Below are 22,644 nucleotides of genomic sequence, written 5' to 3'. Positions count from 1 at the left end.
CATCTTCTTCCCCATTTCATTTTTTGGCCATTTCTTGTTCAAAATTGGCAGGTTGAATGTTAGAGGCGAATGCTGTTAGTTGTATGCAGCCTGTTATTTTAGGGTTCTGAGGGAGTATGCTATTCTTAATTATTCCTTGATCCAATTTCATCATCGGCGGCGTAGTAACACCTTTCACCAAAGGCACTAACTTGGAAATTCAAATATGTGGCCCCTTGTTCTTGCCACAGAAATTAATCTTGCATTTCTAGGCTGCTAACAACACACCAATTTTTAATTGAAAATCAATAATCATGCAGACACGATACTAACATTTAGAAATAATATTGATCGTTGCATCTCAGTTTTATATACATTTACTCAGAAAGAGTTTATTGTTGAGTGCTTCCGCGGTCACGGAAAGGAAAATAAATTAATAAAAGATTCAATATTTGCATCATTCTTATTTCAGGTCTATGTTTCACTATAAAGAGATAATTTATACATTGTCATCATACCGTGAATCGCAACTTTTATCTCCTGCATAATCTTCTGTCTCCTTGATGTCCGCAGCAATAATTCTCCATTCGTTTATCAAAATGGTTTAGCCCACAAGACGTAGGAAAACCAAACTCACCTGGCTCGGGCTTCAGTGATGAATTTGTTATCGCCCAGCATGAGAACATTCCAAATAACTTGCAGTTAATTTCAACTAAATAGAACTTGTTAGGTTTAAGCCGTTCTTCTTCAAAGCCATCCGCAGGAAATAGGGATCCTATTTGGACTCTCACCAAATATTTAGTAAATTATAATAATTATTCTCACAGCATTTTGATTCTTATCACTGACGCTTAGTCCACGCGTTGGGTTTATTATTGCTGAGTAGTAGTTAAACTTTATCTATTTGCAGATGAATATCTCGGTGCTAAGTTAAGCTACCCTACAAGATTTACTTCATAGATGTGACAAAGGCGACATTAAAGTTTACTATAGTGATATAAAGATCACAGAGTCTAATGCTGCATTAAAATATGAGGGTCGCCCAAGACTTCACGACGTGGTAAACTTGGAAGTTAACTCAATCAACTGATTTGCATAACGTTTCATCACCTCTAACTCAGGCTAGCACTATGAATTGGGTGCTCGATGAACGGCTTTCATGCGACAAAAATCAAAAAATACAGCTAACATCAATTTCTATTAAAAATCATTGGTATCTAGAATGTTGAGGCTTTAATGATAAAGTATACAGAGCAAGAAAGAGTAAGTATTGATTATGCAAAGGCTCTAGGAATCATATTGGTAGTGATTGGTCACTTTAATAATTTAGCATCTGATATTTTCAGGCCTTACATTTATCACATGCCTCTTTTCTTTTTCATCGGCGGAATGGTGTTCAGACCAAAAAATTTATATGACATAGTTAAAAATACAGTTATTAAATATTTTACATACCTCGTATTCTGTTATGTAATAACAGGGCTCATTGCATTGTTACTCAATCATTACTTTGGTACTTTAGCCAGAAATCCTTTTGGATCATCAACATTAGAAACCATTCAAATAATTAAAGATAATAAATTCAATAATAATCCATTATTTATTTTTGGATGGTTTCTTCTGTGTTACCCGCTGGTTATATTAATAAGCAATATTTATCACAAAATATTTATAAAAAATGTGTCAGTCATTGTCTTTATTGCCATTCCTTCCCTCGCATCATTTTTTGCGATGAATTATCTTTCTAAAGAAGCTTTATCAACACAAAGCTTTTCACTAAATATATTATGTCAAATAATTGTTGGGAGCTTTTTTTATTTACTAGGCTCAATAATAAAAGAAAAAATATTTAAATTAAACAATATATCCATTCTTCTTTTTCTTCTTTTGACATTCTTTACATTAAGTAATATGCGAATAATTTCAGAGATGGGTATGTCATTCAGTCGATATCCGTATGGATTTATAGTGCACACTATTGGAGCGATGCTCGGGATAGCTATTGTATTCAGTATATCAAGTATTTTATCATCATCAACTTATAGTAAGACACTTGGATTAATAGGTGGGAAAAGCAAAGACATTATGACATTCCATATGCTTTCATTTACTATGATTGATATTTTCTTTATTATCTTTAATGTATATAAGCAACCAGAAGCACCTGCCATAACCTCTCATTTCCAAGATAATTATACCTTTCCTATATACCTGTTTGGATCAATTATCATTTCAATATTAATAGGCTATGTAATCAAGAAAATAACATTTTCATATATTACATAAAAAGGTATAACGGTCTCACTTAACTAAGTTATATATAACGCCCAGCGAAATGGGCATTATATATTTATTTTTTTAAAATCATTTAACTCAAATATTATCAAACTTCTGGACACCGTAAACTAAAATAAGAATATAGCCAGTTTACTCTCGCTGAGTATAACACGGTATTTCATTCATAATATAGCTTGTCATGGTGCGATCATATTACATTGGATGCTTGGGACTTTACGGCATAAGGGCTCATTAACCTTAATCTGACCACACGGTTCATTTCAGGGCATACTGGAAGAGATTCATATGCAAGTTGGTTCTTATCAGAACATAATATAAGCGAGATCTTGGAGAAGCTAATCAACGAATTAAGCTAAGTTGGCTTATCATTACAGATAACGAAAGAAATTGGTCTCCCAGATGTTCCTTGCAACATCCCTGGCTAATACTGTTTTCATTCATTGGGAATAAATTATAACTGAGGGATTGGACAAAATCCCTCAGTTAAATAAAGTCTTCACTTACCAGTCAGGACTTCGTACTGTAATTGCGAAGTGCGTTACGTCCCAATACAAATCCCGCGCCAATGGCACCACCGAGTAAAATAGAAAGAATCATTATAATAGTACGTTTAGGGCTATCGCGGCGAATAGGTAGATCTGGTTTCATTACATAACGATAAACATGAATGGTCGCGGGATCAACATTTAGATTCTGGATGTCCAGAAGATTCTGTTTGGTCTGATAATAGGTTGAAGAGAATACCAGTGGGCGTGTAGACTCATGTTGAATCATAGAGTTAAGTGCCTCACTACCTAAAAGGAACATCGTTTCCTGCGTAACATCTTGGGTTTGCTGAACCTGCGGAGCAGTAATTTTAGCCGCCTGAGCGAACTTCAAAGCTTCGCTTATCTGTTTGATACGTAGATCTTTTTGTTCCTGAGATACTTTTTCCTGGTTTTGTAGAGAATCATTCAGTGTAATTATTTGTAGTTTAATATTGTCTTTAAGATCAATATCAAGCTCTTTCGCGGTCTGTTCATCGACCTGCTGAATGTATTGAGCCAGTTGTTTCTGCGCGGCTTCAGCAGTTTCCCCTGCATAGGTAACAACCAAGGGCAAAGACTGTCCCTTTACTGCTGAATCAATAGTTAACTTTTCCGGTTCTTGTTGATTGTCCAGAGATTGTGCCAATGCAGAAAATGCTGAGTTGAAACGTGCTACTACACGCAGTTGGGATTCCAGCATCGACGGCGCCGCATTACCGTAAAGAATGTTAAGAGCAGTGGTGTAGGTAGCAATTTGAGCGGCATCGGGCTGAGTGATAATCGCAGTAGAGGTCCATTTCTCCTTTGCAAAGGTCAAGTAAACGCCAGCGAGAACAATAGCGACAGCGATAAATGCAGCAATCGTCCACTTCCCACGCCAAAGCTGCATTACTAAATCAATGAAATCAATCTGATCCGGGTCATTTCGGTTAATGACCTCGTTATGGCTATTCTGGGACATAAAATCCTTCAACAATAAAATCACAAAAAATATTATCTAGATAGTGTATCGCTTGCTGGCAATTTTTCTATAAGAATCCGATGAGAATCTGTCGACTGGTGAAGTTTTGCTTACTCCACGCTTAGAGGTATGATGTGCGTCATAAGTTTTACGCTTAACAGATAGCTGTTTTTGATAGCAAAGAGGATGGATATGAAATTTCTGATCACTGGTGCAGCGGGTTTTATCGGCTCACACGTCAGTAAGCGTCTTTTAGACGCAGGGCATCAGGTTGTCGGTATCGACAATCTCAACGACTACTACGATGTCAACCTGAAGCAGGCGCGCCTGGATCTGCTGACATCCGGGAATTTCAGCTTTCACAAACTCGATCTGGCCGACCGCGAAGGAATGGCAGCCCTGTTTGCCAACGAGAAGTTTGACCGCGTCATCCATCTTGCCGCTCAGGCTGGCGTGCGTTACTCGCTGGAAAACCCGCATGCGTATGCAGATGCCAACCTGACCGGCCACCTGAACGTACTGGAAGGTTGTCGCCATAATAAGGTTCAGCACCTGCTGTACGCCTCCTCAAGTTCGGTTTATGGCCTTAACCGTAAAATGCCCTTCTCGACCGATGATTCGGTAGACCATCCGGTATCCCTTTACGCAGCGACCAAGAAAGCCAACGAGCTGATGTCGCATACCTATTCGCATCTCTATAACTTGCCTACCACCGGCCTGCGCTTCTTTACGGTGTACGGGCCGTGGGGCCGTCCGGATATGGCGCTGTTTAAGTTCACTAAAGCCATGCTCGAAGGCAAAAGCATCGACGTATACAACTACGGCAAGATGAAGCGTGATTTCACATACATTGACGACATTGCCGAAGCCATTATTCGTCTGCAGGATGTTATTCCACAGGCGGATGAAAACTGGACCGTTGAAGCAGGCACGCCAGCAACCAGCTCCGCTCCCTATCGCGTCTACAACATCGGTAATAGCTCGCCTGTTGAACTGATGGATTACATTACAGCGCTGGAAGAAGCGTTAGGCATTGAAGCAGATAAGAATATGATGCCGATTCAGCCGGGTGATGTTCTGGAAACCAGTGCGGATACCAAAGCGCTCTACGAGGTGATTGGCTTTAAACCTCAGACGTCGGTCAAAGAAGGCGTGAAGAATTTCGTCGACTGGTACCGTGACTTCTACAAGGATTAAAAACAACAATGCCCGGCAGTGCCGGGCATTTTCTCGATGCGTTTAGCAACAAAGATTAATCACTTCCGAACAGATCGCGGGTATAGACTTTATCCGCCACATCCGCCAGCTCTTCTGCCATACGGTTTGAAATAATTACATCGGCATCTTTCTTGAATGCGTCCAGATCGCGAATGACCCGTGAATGGAAGAACTCGTCTTCTTTCATCGCCGGTTCATAAATAATCACTTGCACGCCTTTCGCCTTAATACGCTTCATGATCCCCTGGATGGAGGATGCGCGGAAGTTATCCGACCCGCTCTTCATGATCAGACGATACACCCCCACCACTTTCGGCTGACGCGCCAGAATGGAGTCAGAGATGAAATCTTTACGCGTACGGTTTGCTTCCACAATCGCGGAAATCAGGTTGTTTGGCACCGTCTGGTAGTTTGCGAGCAGCTGCTTGGTATCTTTTGGCAGACAGTAACCGCCGTAACCGAATGACGGATTGTTGTAGTGGTTGCCAATGCGCGGGTCCAGACAGACACCTTCAATGATCTGTTTGGTGTTCAGGCCCAGGCTTTCCGCGTAGCTGTCCAGCTCGTTGAAGAAGGCAACACGCATCGCAAGGTAGGTGTTGGCGAAAAGCTTGATAGCCTCAGCTTCAGTGGTGTCGGTGAACAGCACATCAATATCTTTCTTGATCGCCCCCTCCTGCAACAGCGCCGCAAAGCGCTCGGCACGTGCGGAACGCTCACCAATAACAATACGCGATGGATAGAGGTTGTCGTAAAGAGCCTTGCCTTCACGCAGAAATTCTGGAGAGAAGATCACGTTATCGATGCCCAGTTTCTCTTTAATTGACTGGGTGAACCCGACAGGTATTGTCGATTTGATGATCATCACGGCTTCAGGATTCAATGCCACTACATCTTTAATCACTGCTTCTACGCTGGAGGTGTTGAAGTAGTTGGTCTTAGGATCATAATCCGTTGGAGTGGCGATAATCACATAATCTGCACCGCGGTATGCGTCTTCTTTATCGGTTGTTGCGCGGAAGTTGAGCGGCTTGTTAGCCAGGTATTCCTCGATTTCTTTGTCAGCAATCGGGGAGATCTTCTGGTTAAGCATATCCACTTTGGCCTGCACGATATCCAGCGCCACCACTTCATGATTTTGTGCGATCAGAATACCGTTAGATAGACCGACATAGCCTGTTCCGGAGATTGTAATTTTCATTCGTTCAACTTCTTCAAGTATGAGTGTCAGGAGGCATCTACAATGCCACCGCTGTAAACAACTGTTGAGGTTTTTACCTCTTATGTTTATGCACTGTCAAGGCAAAGACCTTGCTACCGTAGCGGGATAACAGTGTCAATTATTCGCCAATTTTCGCATGAGACTGTGGAAAGCGAGGAGACACGGGGAAAGGAACAATAAAAAAGCCCGGTAACGATAACCGGGCCTTGCTATCAGACTGAGTTAAATCAGATTAATCCAGCCATTCGGTATGGAACACACCTTCTTTGTCAGTGCGCTTATACGTGTGTGCACCGAAGTAGTCACGCTGCGCCTGAATCAGGTTCGCAGGCAACACCGCTGCACGGTAGCTGTCGTAGTACGCAACTGCAGCTGAGAAAGTCGGAACCGGAATACCGTTCTGGACCGCGTATGCAACAACATCACGCAGTGCTTGCTGGTAGTCGTCAGCAATTTTCTTGAAGTACGGTGCCAGCAGCAGGTTAGCAATGCCTGCGTTTTCCGCGTAAGCATCGGTGATTTTCTGCAGGAACTGGGCGCGGATGATGCAACCGGCGCGGAAGATCTTGGCGATCTCACCGTAGTTCAGATCCCAGTTATTCTCGTCAGATGCAGCACGCAGCTGAGAGAAGCCCTGTGCGTAAGAGACGATTTTGCCCAGGTACAGAGCACGACGAACTTTCTCGATGAACTCAACTTTGTCAGCGGCAGGTTTAGCCTGTGGGCCAGACAGCACTTTAGAGGCTGCAACGCGCTGCTCTTTCAGAGAAGAGATATAACGTGCAAACACGGACTCAGTAATGAGAGACAGTGGCTCACCGAGATCCAGAGAGCTCTGGCTGGTCCATTTACCGGTACCTTTGTTCGCCGCTTCGTCCAGAATCACATCAACCAGGTATTTACCCTCTTCGTCTTTCTTAGTGAAGATGTCTTTGGTGATGTCGATCAGGTAGCTGTTCAGCTCGCCGGTATTCCACTCAGTGAAAGTCTGCGCCAGCTCTTCGTTAGACAGATTCAGGCCGCCTTTCAGCAACGAGTAGGCTTCAGCAATCAGCTGCATGTCGCCGTATTCGATACCGTTGTGAACCATTTTCACATAGTGACCCGCACCGTCTGGACCGATATAGGTCACGCACGGTTCGCCATCTTCTGCAACAGCGGCAATTTTAGTCAAAATAGGCGCGACCAGCTCATACGCTTCTTTCTGACCGCCAGGCATGATAGATGGGCCTTTCAGGGCGCCCTCTTCACCGCCAGATACGCCGGTACCGATGAAGTTGAAACCTTCCGCAGAAAGCTCACGATTACGACGAATGGTGTCGTGGAAGAAGGTATTACCGCCATCGATGATGATGTCGCCTTTATCCAGATAAGGCTTCAGGGAGTCGATAGCAGCATCAGTACCCGCGCCAGCTTTCACCATTAACAGGATACGACGCGGCGTTTCCAGGGATTCAACAAACTCCTGCACCGTATAGAAGGGAACCAGCTTCTTGCCTGGGTTCTCGGCAATCACTTCTTCGGTTTTTTCACGGGAACGGTTGAAAACGGAGACGGTATAACCACGGCTTTCGATGTTGAGCGCCAGGTTGCGCCCCATCACTGCCATACCGACAACGCCGATCTGTTGTTTGGACATTACATACTCCTGTCAGGTGTGGTCACCGCGCAAGGTATGCGCGGCTTGAAATGTATGCCTGATGTTAACTCAGGAAACTCGATTTTGGATAGTAGCGTGTTTAACCCACTGTGCCATTAATGATTTGGTGGATAAAAATCGTCCAACATCTGCGAATAAACTAGCCTTGACGGTTTCTAACAATCTGATACAAAGCTTTTTTCATTCTTCCAGGGATGATACGGAAAACTGTTCGCAATAATGCGAATTTCAAAAATTGCGCTGTTGTAATAAAGTTAATGTTTCGCTGGAAACTCATAACCTGAAGCTCATATTTCAGATAGGAAATTCCACGGCGAGCCATCAGATCACGTCCGGATCTCATCTTAAGCAATACTTCCGGGATATTAGCAAATTTAGCATTATTGACGAGCAATAGACTCCACAACGCAAAATCCTGAGATTTTCGAAAGGATGGATAACCCCCAACTGAAAGTACTGTACTTTTTTTAAACATGACTGACGGATGACTAACGGCACTTCTCTTTTTGGCAAAGATAACAATATCTTTATGACTCAAAGGGACCTTGCGTGTTGAAATATATTCTTCAGAAGTGGTATCTATTTCATCAATATAGGTTCCACATACATCTATGTCTGGATGATGTTGAAAAAAATCAATTTGTCTTTCAAAACGAGCAGGCAGTGAAATATCATCTGCGTCCATTCGCGCAACATACTCATTACGGCAACAGTGGAGGCCAGCATTCAGAGCAGCAGCTAAACCAACGTTTTGTGGAAGTTGCACAAAAGTAATAAGCCTTTCTGATACCTCTTTCCCAAAACTTTCAATCACATCAATTTGTGCTTGCGCTAGCTGCCCGTCTGCAACAATAACAATTTGCTCAGGCTTACGAGTTTGAATGTCATAAATTGATCTTAACGCAACCTCAAGATAGCGAGGTTCATCATCTTTGTAGATGCTGATTAATACTGAAAATTGTTCTGTCACTAGACTCATTTCATTATTCCACTACGCCCAGCAATACCATCAGATATTCCTTTGATGAAAAATTTTAAGCGTTCTTTGCCTTTTGGTAAGAACATTGGATAAAATATAACTTTCCCAGAAAGCTTAATTAGACTTGAAATTTTCCAAAAAAATGGCACATGCTTTTCATTTAATAAAAGGAAAATATTACGTGTAGCATAGTAATGTCTGAAAGGACTTGGCATACCAACGGATACTACATTCATTATTTTAAAACGGCCATCACCTAATCGATGTGCAAGTAACGCATTTTTATTACGAATTACCTTGAAACCGGCATACCTAAGTCTCCAACAGTACTCATGGTCCACCGCATCTATGAAGAGATCGTCGCGCATGCCACCAATAACTTCCCAAGCTTTTTTTGGTATAAGACTACCTGAACTTAGCGTACTATCAACATCGAAATAGCTATCAGTGATAGGGGTACCTTTTTTTACTCGAGCCTGATTCACTTGCCCTGTTATTTTATCATAATCTTGTACACCAACCAAACCGGGATTTTCACCTGCAGAAACCATTTCGTTATAACAGTTAATCAGTTCTTGAACCATATTTTCATGCGGTGTACTGTCTTGATCCATTTGTAAAACAAAATTAGCGCCGTTTTCAAATGCCCATTTCATCCCAATAGTCTGAGCCTCAGCAATACCGAGATTTTTACCGAAGTTGATAATATGCAGTGATAAGCTTGTATTAATTTCATCCACTGAAATATCAAAATTTGAATTATTTGAAATAACTACAAAATCAGTTTGCCTTAATAAATTATCAACTAAAACTCTCAGACTTTCAATTTCCGGTTGATATGTAGTAATTAAAGAAAATACCTTATCCATTAATAGCTCTCGGTTTTTGACTAGCAAATGCCATGAATCGTGAAATTCCATACAGGGGCAAATACACCATCATAATTGATATTAATTGCCCTATTGCATAGGTCATATCCTGCTCCATGTAAATAGTATTCGAAGCGAGCAAAACATAAAATATTAGCCCCAAAAAATCGGGCTTTGTTTTCAATAAAATTTTATTCCGAATAAAACTAAAGAGATATCCAATTACAAAAGAATAAAAAACAGACAATACAGGACCTAAATAAAATAATCCAAAAACATTATGTCTTGGATTCGGCCCGGAAACCATGTCAGTATTATAATGACTCCAAAACACCTGTAACCCGAGGTTAACTGGCAGTTTATCCCAATCTAATATCCTGAAAGCTCCAAAAAAATCCTTAAATAATGCCAGGAAAAAGTTACCAGATTCCATGTTTTCAATTTGCCCATACGGATAGGACATATAATATATATCCCCCGTATTAATAAATCTCATTGCAAGTACAGAAACAGCTGTGTTTAGATCAGAGTTCCCTGTTTGATATATGATAGTAATTACACCACCAAAAAAACCAAGAATGAATAAGACAAATGAAATTGTATTTATTTTTTTGAATACTCGCGGTGATACTGCGAACCTATGTGAAAAAATTGCAACGTAGCTTAGACTGAATATTATAAAGAGTACTGCAGCTTTTGATCCACTTAAAACAGCAACAAGTAAACCAAACATAATTACAATGAAATCAGTCATTTTATACAAAACTCCTTTATTAATAAAAAGGAGTCGATAGAATGCGACGGCTATAGCAATGACTTGTGTTACCTGTATCACACGGTTCACCATGCCAAACCCACCACCACCAGAAAATATTTCTAGCCGAGAAGCCATTAATAACGGAATACCACTGGTATAGTACACAACAAATTGACAAACGATGAATAATATAACGGAGAGTGGATAAATTACTGTTATAAATCCAGAATACGTAGGCAGTGGAGCTAATTGAGAAGATCGAATTTTTTTCGCTGGAATTTTTCTATTCGATAATACTCCAAAAAAGAAAGCGATCTGAGTGGCAAGGAAAGAATAGAAATAGTAATCGGAAATATAACCAAGAGAGTACAAAAAGAAGACAACTGAATACCCTGAACCACCAGCAATGATCAGAAAATTTATTGGATCAAATAAGCTATAAATTTGTTTTCTTAATAAGAAATAAACAGAAAATATTGTTATTAATGTAATAGGTAAACCAAAACCAAGATGACTCGCATATAAATCCGCGAAAGTAGCCTTATCCATATAAACCTCGTAGAATATATAACATCTTAATAATCTTACGGATTTTAGAGGTTATAAACACAGGATATTTTTTCAAATCAAGCCAATAAGTTTTAAGATATATTCTTGCAAGGCCATTATATAAAACACTTGCAGAATAGTTTACTTTATTAAATTCTGCATTAGCTACTTTTAGATAGTCACCACTGCGGCTAGCATTATGCAAATGCACCCGATATCCAGCAATGCACCGTTTATTGAAAATAACTTTTTTATCTGCTAATAATCTAAGAAAATAATCCCGGTCCTCTGCTCTTAATGTCTCATTGTATCCACTCAATTCAACATATGTGGATTTTTTTTGCAATAATGCAGGCCCAGGAACAACCCAATTGAAAACTAGCTCTTCCGCTATATTTTTTTTCAGCCTTTTTATGGATGCATTCCGATATCCAAAAAAAGCACTTTGACAGATTACCGCATTATCTCCATCCACCACGATGCAATCGCTTATAACTGCATCTGCACATGCTTTAAGCAACAACTTCATAGCCTGAGTTAAGCCACCTTCAAGGAGGTAATCATCGCTGGCAATTACATAAATATACTCAGAAGTAGCATAACCAGCACAAATATTTAATGTTTTTGTAACCCCCAAGTTTACATGGTTTTTAATAAAAATAAAAGAAATATGACTATTATTATGAATGTTAATGTAGTTATCAATTATTTTAACGGAGTGATCTTTTGACTTATCATCGCAGATGATAACTTCAATTTCCCCGGAATACGACGCTCTAACACCGTCAAGACATTTTGCAATATATTTTTCATGGTTATAGCATGGTATCAATACGCTTACTTTAGGTAGATTCATAACTATCTTTTTTATCCCGGATAATATATTTCATGGCAAAAAAAACAAAAACTAAATAGATGATGTAATTTATTGCATACGCAATATTAGCACCATTTGTTTCAAAATGAGGAACCAAAGCAGAAGTTAATAGCACTAATGACCCAGCAAAAAACACCTCACTACTTACAAACCATTTTGTGGCACCGCGGGATATCATCGGATAAGCATAAAGCCAACTTGTGATCTTCAGAACATCGCCTACAAGCTGGATAGCAAAGAGCTCTCGCGCAGCGCGAAATTTTTCAGTAAAAAGAATAGTGATCGCCAGGTCGCGAAACAAATACACACCGACAGCCATTAGAATAACAATTGGTATAATTATTATGGCAGTATTATTAATCTCAGCTCGTATATCATTGTACGATTTGAGTTTCGCTAGCTGTGGTAAAAAATAAATCCCCAAAGCCATCGTCATTACACTGAGATAGACTTCTGAAATCTTCCACACTGCTTGCCATTGTCCGGCAGCATCCCAACCTACATGAGAAATAATAATTTTCCTAACAGCTATTAACGCCAATGGCATGCTAACTGCAGATGCAATTGCAATTAAAATATATCCACCGACTTTTTTTCTATTCTCTGATTCAGTTTCTCCCCACCAATATGTCAGCTTTAACCACGGTTGCCTTAAACAGGAGATAAGCATCACGATGCCAATAAGCCCTGACTGTACAGATGCAGCAATAAGTGCACCATTAACACCCCACATAATGATCAGAGCAACCATAATGGTTGTTGACATAATAACCGATATAATACCAAGTGTTACAAATCGTTTGTAATGTTGATGACCATTAATGACAGAATTTATTAACGTTGCCATTGCAGAAAATGGTAGCGTCAAAAACATTACGCAGATTAACCAGCCATAATTAGGAACTTCGAATAACCAGTTTGAAATATGCTTTGAGAGTAATAATCCAACAGGAACAAGAGAAACACAAAATACGGCCACCCATTGCACTGATGCTCGCCACCATGGCGAGCATGCAGTATAACCACTATCGCAATTTTCAGATGTATATCTTACAATGGCATTGCTTGTAGGTGCGTTAATAATTCCGTTGAGCATAGTAATCAGATTTTGCGCCTGACCCAACAATGCCATTCCGGTTGTTCCTGTATACACTGCAATGATTTTCGATACCAAAAATCCGGCCATCATTCTGCTTAAAGTAAGTAACCCCGTAAAAAAGGTTACACTCAACAGTTTTTTCATGCCTGAAACTCATTCAGTTTTTCAATGACATAATTTATTTGCGCATCATCCATAGTTGGATCGATCGGTATTGAAATTACTTCTTCATGAATGGATTCAGTCAGAGGGTAACTTAAATCATTATATTCTGAATACGCTTTTTGCTTGTGTGGTGGAATTGGATAATGAATTAAAGTCTGAATGGCAAGTTCAGCTAAGAAATCAGAGAGCTGTTTTCTAAATTTTGTTTTAATAACAAAAAGATGCCAGACGCTTCGCTCTTCAATATCATTAAGTGGCAACTGTAAATAAGGGTTTTTAATACCTGCTATATATTTCTCTGCAATTTTCTTTCGAATATCGGTATCTTCATCCAGGTATTTGAGTTTTACACGTAACATTGCAGCCTGCATTTCATCGAGGCGACTGTTAACACCCTTGAAAATATTCTCATATTTTTTGTGGGAGCCATAATTACGTAATGCACGCAGGACCTGATTAAGCTCATCGTCGTTAGTTGTTATTGCACCAGCATCCCCAAGAGCTCCCAAATTTTTACCAGGATAAAAACTAAAACCGCTAGCATGTCCCCATGAGCCTGCACGCTTGTTGCCGATGCTAGCACCATGAGCCTGTGCTGAATCTTCAAGAACCAGCAAGTTATTTTCTTTTGCAAAAGCCATAATTTCATCCATCGGGCAAATTCGACCATACAGATGAACAGCAATGATTGCTTTAGTTCTAACCGTTGCAGCTTTCTCTATACCGGCCAACGTCAGATTATATGTACTGGCGTCAGGCTCCACAAAAACTGGCTTAAGACCATTCTCACTTATCGCTAATACTGTAGCAATATAAGTATTAGCTGGTACCAGAATCTCATCGCCTTCATGCAATTTACCGAGTAATTTCCATGCACGAATTGTCAGTATTAATGCATCCAGGCCATTGGCAACACCAACACAATGCTTTGAACCACACCATTGGGCAAATTCTGTTTCAAAGGAATCCAACTCCTTTCCTGCGATATACCAACCCGAATCGATGACCCTCGCGCAAGCGTCTTTTAATTCAGCATTAAAACGAGAATTTACATTTTTAAGACTCAGAAATTCAATTTCCATTTTTAGATATACCCATTATTTTAGCTGGATTACCATATACGATAGAATAATCTGCAACATCTTTTGTAACAACAGAACCTGCTCCGACCATACACTTTTCTCCTAAGGTAATTCCCGGAAGAATAGTGACATTAGCTCCGATGGAAGCGCCTTTTTTTACATGAATAGTGTCAAACTCTTTACTATGATTTTTGGAACGAGGATATTTGTCATTGGTAAAAGTGACACATGGGCCAATAAAAACGTCATCTTCAATAACGGTATTATCCCAAATATAGACCCCGGATTTAACTGTCACACGGTCACCTATTTCAACTTTACCTTCCACCAAGGTATGGGCACAGATATTGCAATCTTTACCGATTTTAGCGCCAGCTAAAATAACAGAAAATTGCCATATCCTTGTTCCTTCACCGATATCATTGGTCTGAACATCACTTAAGGGATGAACATACATTTTTGTTTACCTTATCCAGGAACGCATCGTAATCTCGAATATAGTCATTCTCATCATAGTGACTGTCTGCCAATACCATTAGCACGCAGTCCTCTGAAAAATCATACATTTCACGCCACATACATGAGTCGATAAGTAAACCTTGTGCTGGATTATCCAACAAAATTTCTACACGCTCCTTTCCATCATCTAAAACAAATCGACATGATCCACGCATCGCGATAGCAACCTGCTTAAGTTTCCGATGCGCGTGCAACCCACGTCTTACACCTTCTTTGGTGTTGAACATGTAATAAACACGCTTGATTTCGAAAGGAATATTATTTTCTTCCTCTAAGGCAATCAGTGAACCTCGATCATCTCCATGAGCCTGGAGTGGGATAATTTTGATGTCCATTTTAGTTCCTGAATATTTGTGCTTCGTTAAAGAAACATGCCTGATTGTCTTTTTCTGAAATGATCAGTGGATCAATTGGCCATTCAATTGCTAATTGACTATCATCCCAACGAATTGCTCTTTCATTTTCTTTAGAGTAATAGTTATTTGTTTTGTACAAAATTTCCGAGTCATCCTTGAGAGCAATGAAACCATGTGCAAAACCTTCAGGAATCCAAATCTGCTTTTTGTTTTCAGCGGTGAGTTCTACACCAACCCAATGCCCAAAAGTTGAAGAACCTTCTCGGATATCGACTGCAATATCATAAATTGCGCCATGTAAACAGCGGACCAATTTTGCTTGTGCAGAAGGCGAAAGTTGATAATGCAGCCCCCGTAAAACACCTTTGGATGATCTAGAATGGTTATCCTGAACGAAATTTATTTGCCTTCCAACAGCTTGCTCAAAGACCCTTTGATTAAAACTTTCAAAGAAAAAACCACGATCATCACCAAATACTTTCGGTTCAAAAATCAAAACATCTGGAATATCAGTCTTAATCACATTCATTGCTTAATAGCCTTTAATCATTTTCAGCAGGTACTGACCGTATGCATTTTTCTTCAACGGCTCTGCCAGTTTCTTAACCTGATCAGCGTCGATAAAACCTTTACGATACGCAATCTCTTCCGGGCAGGAAACTTTCAGCCCCTGACGCTCTTCAATTGTCGCAATAAAGTTACTTGCCTCGATCAGGCTCTGGTGTGTACCGGTATCCAGCCAGGCATAACCGCGTCCCATCATGGCAACTGAAAGACGCCCCTGCTCCAGATAAATACGGTTGATATCCGTGATTTCCAACTCACCGCGCGCAGAAGGTTTCAGGTTTTTCGCCATTTCTACAACATCGTTATCGTAGAAATAGAGACCCGTTACGGCATAGTTACTCTTAGGCTCCAGCGGTTTTTCTTCCAGGCTGATGGCCGTACCGTTTTTATCAAACTCCACAACGCCATAGCGTTCAGGGTCGTTAACGTGATAGGCAAAGACCGTTGCACCAGCATCTTTATTCAACGCAGCTTCAAGCTGTTTTGGCAGGTCATGACCATAGAAAATGTTATCGCCCAGCACCAGCGCGCAGCTATCGTCACCAATGAACTCTTCGCCAATAATAAAGGCCTGCGCCAGTCCATCAGGGCTTGGCTGCACTTTATATTGCAGGTTCAGCCCCCACTGGCTGCCATCGCCGAGCAGTTGCTCAAAGCGCGGCGTATCCTGCGGTGTACTGATGATCAGAATATCTTTAATTCCCGCCAACATCAGTGTCGACAATGGATAATAAATCATTGGTTTATCATAGATAGGCAGCAATTGTTTACTTACCGCCATTGTCACAGGATAAAGACGAGTGCCAGAACCACCAGCCAGAATAATACCTTTACGCGTAGTCATCAATTTTCTCTATAAACACAAAATGCCCTCTAAAGGGCATTTAAAATAATTAAATAGATTGAGCGGTAAACAGCTCAGCGAGCATACGTTTCACGCCAATATCCCAGGACGGCAATACCAGATCAAAGTTCCGTTGGAACTTTTCGGTGTTCAGGCGTGAATTTTGCGGCCGTTTTGCCGGAGTCGGATACGCTGATGTCGGAACGGCATTCAATTTTTCGATTGCCAATTCAATACCCGCTTCTCGAGCTTGTTCGAACACCAGTGCGGCGTAGTCGTACCAGGTTGTGGTATTTGATGCTACAAGATGATACAGCCCAGCCACTTCGGGTTTTGCCAGCGCCACACGAATAGCGTGCGCGGTACAATCAGCTAACAGCTCAGCTCCCGTAGGGGCACCAATCTGATCGTTGATCACTGACAGCTCAGTCCGCTCTTTTGCCAGGCGCAGCATCGTTTTAGCAAAGTTATTCCCTTTACCGGCGTATACCCAACTGGTGCGGAAAATCAGATGCTTAGCACAATTCTCCTGCAGCGCTTTTTCGCCGTTAAGTTTAGTCTGACCATAAACGTTCAGCGGTGCCGTTGTATCGGTTTCCTGCCAGGGCGTCTCGCCGTCGCCAGGGAAGACATAATCTGTGGAGTAATGAACAACCCAGGCACCAATCTTGGCAGCTTCTTTTGCAATCGCTTCAACACTTGTTGCGTTCAGTAGCTCAGCGAAATCTCGCTCGGATTCGGCCTTGTCCACCGCAGTATGTGCAGCTGCGTTGACGATCACATCAGGCCTAATCGCACGCACCGTCTCGGCAATACCTTCAGGATTGCTAAAGTCACCACAATAGTCTTTTGAATGGACATCCAGGGCGATCAGGTTACCAAGGGGAGCGAGGGCGCGCTGTAATTCCCAGCCCACCTGCCCTGTTTTACCAAACAGGAGAATGTTCATTACTGGCGCTCTCCATAATTCTGCTCAATCCAGGTTTTGTAAGCCCCGCTTTTCACGTTGTTCACCCAATCCTGATTACTGAGATACCATTTAACTGTTTTGCGAATCCCGCTCTCAAACGTCTCTTGCGGTTGCCAGCCCAGTTCTTGACCAATTTTATGTGCATCGATTGCATAGCGGCGGTCGTGACCCGGACGGTCGGTCACATAAGTAATCTGATCGCGATAGGAGCCATCTTTCGGTACGATTTCATCCAACAGATCGCAGATGGTATGAACGACATCAAGGTTCTGCTTCTCGTTATGGCCGCCAATGTTGTACGTCTCACCCGGCTTACCTTGAGTGGCTACGGTATAGAGAGCACGGGCATGATCTTCAACATACAGCCAGTCACGAATCTGATCGCCTTTGCCATAAATCGGCAATGCTTTACCGTCCAGAGCGTTGAGGATAACCAGCGGGATCAGTTTTTCCGGGAAATGATAGGGACCGTAGTTGTTAGAACAGTTAGTCACAATTGTTGGGAAACCATAAGTACGCAGCCATGCGCGAACCAGATGATCGCTTGACGCTTTGGACGCGGAATACGGGCTGCTCGGCGCATAAGCCGTTGTTTCAGTGAACAGCGGCAGCTCGGTTGAAGCCGGGTGCTCATCAGGATGGGGCAGATCGCCATACACTTCGTCAGTCGAAATGTGGTGGAAGCGGAATGCGGCTTTTGCCTCTTCATTCAACGCAGACCAGTATGCGCGCGCGGCTTCCAGCAGGACATAAGTCCCGACTATATTGGTTTCGATAAATGCAGCAGGCCCCGTAATGGAACGATCCACGTGGCTTTCAGCAGCCAAATGCATGACAGCATCAGGTTTGTGCTCAGCAAAAATGCGCTCCATCGCCGCTTTATCGCAGATGTCTGCCTGCTCAAACGCGTAACGCTTGCTGTCACTCACTTCTGCAAGTGATTCCAGGTTACCGGCATAGGTCAACTTATCAACGTTAACCACTTCATCCTGGGTATTTTTAATAATATGCCGCACAACTGCAGAGCCAATAAAACCAGCTCCGCCAGTAACAAGAATTTTCACGTTAGCTATTCCGTTGATTGAATATATCGGGATATTGATGTTCTGAATTCAGAGTAATATGAGCGAAGACAGAAAATATGCACGCTACCGCCCCTGGCTTAACAGCTACCAGTGCACTGAGTAGATTCGCAAAATGTGTTCACTTATGGTCATTTTTTGGGCGTCAGACGCCACTGGACAACCATAGAAGTCCGTTAATTGTCGTCCTTATCGGCGTCAGAAACAAGTAGAAATCCTTATCAAGTCGCCCAAAAAAACAACAGCTAACTTATTGTAATGTGGGAACTTTAAAAACAAAAAACGGCAACGAGCATTCTTGAGGATTTGCCTTCACTCAGAATGATCGGTTGCCGCTACTTTCGTGCTGCGCGCTTACGAGGCCTGAATTATCACTCGCTCGTCAGCATCTTCTCAATGCTCTTACGGAACTTCGCCCCTTCCTTCAGGTTGCGCAGCCCATAGTTCACAAACGCCTGCATATAGCCCATTTTCTTACCGCAGTCGTAGCTGTCACCGGTCATCAGCATCGCATCAACCGACTGTTTTTTCGCCAGTTCTGCAATGGCATCCGTCAGCTGAATACGGTCCCAGGCACCGGGTTCCGTTTTTTCCAGCTCGGCCCAGATATCAGCGTTCAGCACATAGCGGCCTACTGCCATCAGGTCAGAAGCCAGTGTCTGCGGCTGATCGGGTTTTTCGATGAATTCAACAATACGGCTCACCTGACCTTCTGAATCCAGCGGCTCTTTGGTTTTAATCACAGAGTACTCAGACAGATCGCCTTTCATGCGTTTCGCCAGCACCTGGCTACGGCCCGTTTCATTGAAACGCGCCACCATAGCGGCGAGGTTATAGCGCAGCGGATCGGCTGAAGCATTGTCCAGAATGATGTCTGGCAGCACCACGATAAACGGATTGTCACCGACAACCGGACGCGCGCAGAGAATGGAATGCCCAAGGCCCAGCGGCTGTGCCTGGCGCACGTTCATGATGGTCACCCCTGGCGGGCAGATGGACTGCACTTCGGCCAGAAGCTGACGCTTAACGCGCTGCTCAAGCAGCGCTTCGAGTTCGTAAGAGGTGTCGAAGTGGTTCTCTACCGCATTCTTGGAAGAGTGAGTCACCAGAACGATTTCTTTGATCCCTGCAGCAACAATCTCGTCGACGATGTACTGGATCATCGGCTTGTCAACGATCGGCAGCATCTCTTTAGGAATCGCTTTTGTGGCTGGCAGCATATGCATGCCCAAGCCCGCTACCGGAATGACTGCTTTCAAATTAATCATTATTTCTTCCACCTTAAAATGGTTGACGAATTATAGACTCTTACCGGAAAACAGCCTAGCTGAAGAGTCCTGATAAACGTCGCATGCGAATCACATTGTAGCGAATACTCACCTAACTTACCCTTTACACGATAAGGTGAGAGCCAGAATTATCGGAATCCTGCATGGTAGATGTTACTCCACCAGTTTTTCCGAATAATCGTAGCTACCAGCCACTCATTCAGATACAAATGTGATGTCATCCTTTTTCTCGTGGACGAACTCGTGTTTCAACGTACGATCGAGTCCCTGAGAAAGGGTGTAGGGTGCTATAAAGCCAGAACTATGCACTTTCGTTGCATCGAATTGCGTTGTGGCACAGAACTTCTTAACACGAACAGAACTGATAGCGTACTTTTTGCCCGTAATTTTGCTCAATACGTCAAAGCAATACCCGCCTAACATACCTAATGGGTAAGGTAGATGAACCGACGGGATTTTTTTGCTGAGACTTTTCTCAACTTCTGCTACTAGCTGATTCATATTCAGATCAGGCTTGTCGACATAGTTATATACGTCATAGCCAGGCTTGACGTTCGTGAGCTTAAATTTAATAAACTCAACGATGTTGCCAACATAAGCCATCGATTTATAATTCGTGCCTGCTCCAACCATGGCAAATTTACCCCCTGCGATTTGCTTCAGCAGATTGTAGACATTACCGCGGTTGCGCTCGCCGAAGATCACAGTTGGTCGAACAATGGTCAGCGAGCGTTCCTGAGGCGCTTTATCGAACCATTCACGCAACACCTCTTCCGCCTGCCATTTGCTCTTTCCATAATGATTAAACGGGTCTTGCTGATGAGTCTCATCCGGATTCACTTTATTGAGTCCGTAAACGGCGACGGAACTGGTAAAAATGATGTTGTTTACATTATTTTTTTCCATTGCTGCCAGTACGTTACGCGTCCCCTGAACATTGACATCATAATAAAGTGACGTCGGGCTAACGTCATCGCGGTGCTCAGCAGCAAGCAGCACAACGGTGTTAAATCCAGCAAGCGCCAGGTCGAGTTGTTCCTGATTGCGAACATCACCAGACACAGTGATCTCAGAGTAAAAATGACTTTGTTGCTTGTCGAAATTGGTCACATCGAAATTTGCCTGAGAAATCTCAATCAGACGGGTCCCAACAAAACCAGATGCGCCAATAAATAAAACTTTATCGTTCATAAACCACTCAATAAGTTAGATGTAGAGCGTCCTCTGGTCATTTATACATCTATTCCCTGAGGTGCCAGCCTGTAGACCAGATAAACTTCAAACAGTAATGGCACGGATTATAGCCCCTAAGAAGAGTGACTTCAGTAACAAATTCTTAGGGGGCTACGGTATTTTGATGCAGCAGAAAAGTTATCTTTGCTTTTGAGGAAGGGAAAAATTCAGCCTCTCCACATTCACCACCTGCTGATCCACCCGGTCGATATCCACCGAACTCTGCCCTTTTTCATTGACCGCATGAATATTCGCCAGTGAGAGCAAGGTCTCATCTTTCGCCATAAACTTGCCGCGCACGTCTTTGCGCAGGTCAAAATTCATCTTCAGCGCGGGCCCGACTGTCGCCTGCTGCATCACGGTGATGTTGCGTAAAAACAGGTGCTGCGGTTTGTTGTGCAACTCAAGTGTCGCGCGCTGCATCTCCACGTTAGTGATGGCGACAAACGAGGTCGCGTTGCCCGATGAAATCTGTATGCCGCGCAATTTGTACGCCAGCTGTCGATTATCCAGGCGGATATTGTTGAGCCTGAAGTTTTGCGGAATCGACAGGTAATCGCCCTTAACCACCCCGTAGCCGATCAGCATCCCGGCGCTGTTGACCATATCAACATTATCGATGACAAAGTTATCGCAGCCATAAATCGCCACCGTGGCGTTATCAATCCCGGCTTTTTTACTGAAATCCGGGGTGATGTTTTTGGCTTTCACATTACGAATAATAAAGTGCTTACCGTTTTCCACATGCACCAGTTGCCGACAGTTACTGCCCGTAATGTTCGCCACCACAAAGTTCTTCACGGTCTGCTTTTCCGGGTAGTCGTTATCGTAGGTACTCCCGGCGAGGCCAATGCCGATGCCCCAGTTGATCTTGCCGTTGGTACAGTTGATATTGTCGATCACATGGTCAGAGATCAGGATATTGCGGTCGTTAATGGCGACGTTCCATTCGATCGCATCGCCCTGCAAATGGCTGAAACGGCTGTTCGTGATCCGCGCGCCGTCGACCTGATTATGGAATCCCTGACGTAGAATGGCGTAGTTGGCCTGCGACACGCTGATGTTATCGATCAGCAAATTCCGCATCACCCGCGGTTTTTTACCGCCAATGTAAATCTGCGTCACCGGGCCAAAGCCGCTCATCGCCAGCCCCTGAATCACGCAGTCAGAGCCGCGCACATCCAGGGTGATGTTTTCCGTGCGGCCCTTCCCTTCGCCGATCACCTTGCTGCCCTCCTGTAACACAAAGCGCCCACGCCCGTTGCCGGTGAGCACCCCGCGAATCAGCAGGGTTTTACCCTCGGGGATAAATATTCCGGTGTTGATGTTCTCGCAGGTGAGTCCCGCCGGAACCACCACGGTATCGCCGTCGACAAAGGCCTGCTTAAAAGCAGCGATCCAGTCCTTGCGATTGTACTGACTGATATCGACCGTGCCGCTGCCCGCCGCGCGTGCGAGACGTGTCGTGAGCAACGGCGTCGCGGCCAGCAGCGAGCAGGCGGTCACAAAGTTGCGTCGGGTTATTTTTTTCAGCATACCACC

The 22,644-nt window shown here is 42.9% G+C and carries 20 protein-coding genes; 2 read left to right on the top strand and 18 right to left on the bottom strand.

What is annotated here, in order from left to right:
* Nucleotides 1-1,215: 1,215 nt before the first annotated feature.
* On the top strand, nucleotides 1,216-2,265 hold the full coding sequence (locus tag OVA10_RS10320) for an acyltransferase family protein (protein ID WP_268195871.1): 1,050 nt from the start codon (nucleotides 1,216-1,218) through the stop codon (nucleotides 2,263-2,265).
* A 519-nt stretch (nucleotides 2,266-2,784) separates the two neighbouring features.
* Here the strand turns inward: OVA10_RS10320 and wzzB are convergent.
* On the bottom strand, nucleotides 2,785-3,765 hold the full coding sequence (wzzB, locus tag OVA10_RS10315) for an LPS O-antigen chain length determinant protein WzzB (RefSeq protein ID WP_102104069.1): 981 nt from the start codon (nucleotides 3,763-3,765) through the stop codon (nucleotides 2,785-2,787).
* A 192-nt stretch (nucleotides 3,766-3,957) separates the two neighbouring features.
* Between wzzB and OVA10_RS10310 the strand changes: the two genes are divergently transcribed.
* Nucleotides 3,958-4,962, top strand: a complete 1,005-nt coding sequence (locus OVA10_RS10310) for an NAD-dependent epimerase (RefSeq protein WP_268195870.1) — start codon at nucleotides 3,958-3,960, stop codon at nucleotides 4,960-4,962.
* Nucleotides 4,963-5,017: 55 nt separating this feature from the next.
* Here OVA10_RS10310 and ugd read toward each other — a convergent pair whose 3' ends face one another.
* The 17 genes from ugd to wcaM form a co-directional block, all read right to left on the bottom strand.
* The gene (gene ugd / locus OVA10_RS10305) at nucleotides 5,018-6,184 is read right to left on the bottom strand and encodes a UDP-glucose 6-dehydrogenase (protein WP_102104071.1); all 1,167 of its coding nucleotides are present in this window, start codon (nucleotides 6,182-6,184) and stop codon (nucleotides 5,018-5,020) included.
* Between the two features lie 253 nt (nucleotides 6,185-6,437).
* Nucleotides 6,438-7,844, bottom strand: a complete 1,407-nt coding sequence (gene gndA / locus OVA10_RS10300; protein WP_100779638.1) for an NADP-dependent phosphogluconate dehydrogenase — start codon at nucleotides 7,842-7,844, stop codon at nucleotides 6,438-6,440.
* 160 nt (nucleotides 7,845-8,004) lie between these two features.
* Nucleotides 8,005-8,844, bottom strand: a complete 840-nt coding sequence (locus tag OVA10_RS10295) for a glycosyltransferase (RefSeq protein ID WP_268195869.1) — start codon at nucleotides 8,842-8,844, stop codon at nucleotides 8,005-8,007.
* A complete protein-coding gene (locus OVA10_RS10290) occupies nucleotides 8,841-9,713 on the bottom strand; it encodes a glycosyltransferase family 2 protein (protein ID WP_102104073.1) in 873 nt (290 codons plus the stop codon). Before OVA10_RS10290 ends, OVA10_RS10295 begins: the two co-directional genes overlap by 4 nt.
* Nucleotides 9,706-11,019 carry an O-antigen polymerase gene (locus OVA10_RS10285; protein ID WP_146003466.1) on the bottom strand — a complete coding sequence of 438 codons (1,314 nt, stop codon included), beginning with the start codon at nucleotides 11,017-11,019 and terminating at the stop codon, nucleotides 9,706-9,708. The genes OVA10_RS10290 and OVA10_RS10285 overlap by 8 nt, the downstream gene beginning before the upstream one ends.
* On the bottom strand, nucleotides 11,012-11,875 hold the full coding sequence (locus OVA10_RS10280; protein WP_268195868.1) for a glycosyltransferase family 2 protein: 864 nt from the start codon (nucleotides 11,873-11,875) through the stop codon (nucleotides 11,012-11,014). Before OVA10_RS10280 ends, OVA10_RS10285 begins: the two co-directional genes overlap by 8 nt.
* Nucleotides 11,862-13,139, bottom strand: a complete 1,278-nt coding sequence (locus OVA10_RS10275; RefSeq protein WP_102104076.1) for an O-antigen translocase — start codon at nucleotides 13,137-13,139, stop codon at nucleotides 11,862-11,864. Before OVA10_RS10275 ends, OVA10_RS10280 begins: the two co-directional genes overlap by 14 nt.
* On the bottom strand, nucleotides 13,136-14,242 hold the full coding sequence (locus OVA10_RS10270; RefSeq protein WP_268195867.1) for a DegT/DnrJ/EryC1/StrS family aminotransferase: 1,107 nt from the start codon (nucleotides 14,240-14,242) through the stop codon (nucleotides 13,136-13,138). Before OVA10_RS10270 ends, OVA10_RS10275 begins: the two co-directional genes overlap by 4 nt.
* Nucleotides 14,232-14,699 carry an acyltransferase gene (locus OVA10_RS10265; RefSeq protein WP_102104078.1) on the bottom strand — a complete coding sequence of 156 codons (468 nt, stop codon included), beginning with the start codon at nucleotides 14,697-14,699 and terminating at the stop codon, nucleotides 14,232-14,234. Before OVA10_RS10265 ends, OVA10_RS10270 begins: the two co-directional genes overlap by 11 nt.
* Nucleotides 14,677-15,096, bottom strand: coding sequence for a sugar 3,4-ketoisomerase (locus OVA10_RS10260; protein ID WP_102104079.1), 420 nt, complete (start codon nucleotides 15,094-15,096; stop codon nucleotides 14,677-14,679). Before OVA10_RS10260 ends, OVA10_RS10265 begins: the two co-directional genes overlap by 23 nt.
* 1 nt (nucleotide 15,097) lies before the next feature.
* On the bottom strand, nucleotides 15,098-15,646 hold the full coding sequence (gene rfbC, locus OVA10_RS10255; protein WP_268195866.1) for a dTDP-4-dehydrorhamnose 3,5-epimerase: 549 nt from the start codon (nucleotides 15,644-15,646) through the stop codon (nucleotides 15,098-15,100).
* Nucleotides 15,647-15,649: 3 nt separating this feature from the next.
* Complete coding sequence (gene rfbA / locus OVA10_RS10250) at nucleotides 15,650-16,528, bottom strand: glucose-1-phosphate thymidylyltransferase RfbA (protein WP_102104081.1); 879 nt, start codon at nucleotides 16,526-16,528, stop codon at nucleotides 15,650-15,652.
* Nucleotides 16,529-16,577: 49 nt separating this feature from the next.
* Entirely contained in the window at nucleotides 16,578-17,477 is a 900-nt protein-coding gene (rfbD, locus tag OVA10_RS10245; protein WP_268195865.1) for a dTDP-4-dehydrorhamnose reductase, read from the bottom strand.
* A complete protein-coding gene (gene rfbB / locus OVA10_RS10240) occupies nucleotides 17,477-18,562 on the bottom strand; it encodes a dTDP-glucose 4,6-dehydratase (protein WP_268195864.1) in 1,086 nt (361 codons plus the stop codon). Before rfbB ends, rfbD begins: the two co-directional genes overlap by 1 nt.
* 389 nt (nucleotides 18,563-18,951) lie before the next feature.
* Nucleotides 18,952-19,848, bottom strand: coding sequence for a GalU regulator GalF (gene galF, locus OVA10_RS10235; RefSeq protein WP_100779624.1), 897 nt, complete (start codon nucleotides 19,846-19,848; stop codon nucleotides 18,952-18,954).
* Between the two features lie 216 nt (nucleotides 19,849-20,064).
* Nucleotides 20,065-21,060 (bottom strand): NAD-dependent epimerase/dehydratase family protein, encoded by a 996-nt coding sequence (locus tag OVA10_RS10230; protein WP_268195863.1) that lies wholly within the window; start codon nucleotides 21,058-21,060, stop codon nucleotides 20,065-20,067.
* A 180-nt stretch (nucleotides 21,061-21,240) separates the two neighbouring features.
* Entirely contained in the window at nucleotides 21,241-22,638 is a 1,398-nt protein-coding gene (gene wcaM / locus OVA10_RS10225) for a colanic acid biosynthesis protein WcaM (protein WP_268195862.1), read from the bottom strand.
* Nucleotides 22,639-22,644 lie beyond the last annotated feature (6 nt).

The sequence above is a fragment of the Lelliottia sp. SL45 genome, assembly GCF_026672535.1.
GTDB lineage: Bacteria > Pseudomonadota > Gammaproteobacteria > Enterobacterales > Enterobacteriaceae > Enterobacter > Enterobacter nimipressuralis.
This window is presented reverse-complemented; position numbering and strand designations above follow the sequence as displayed.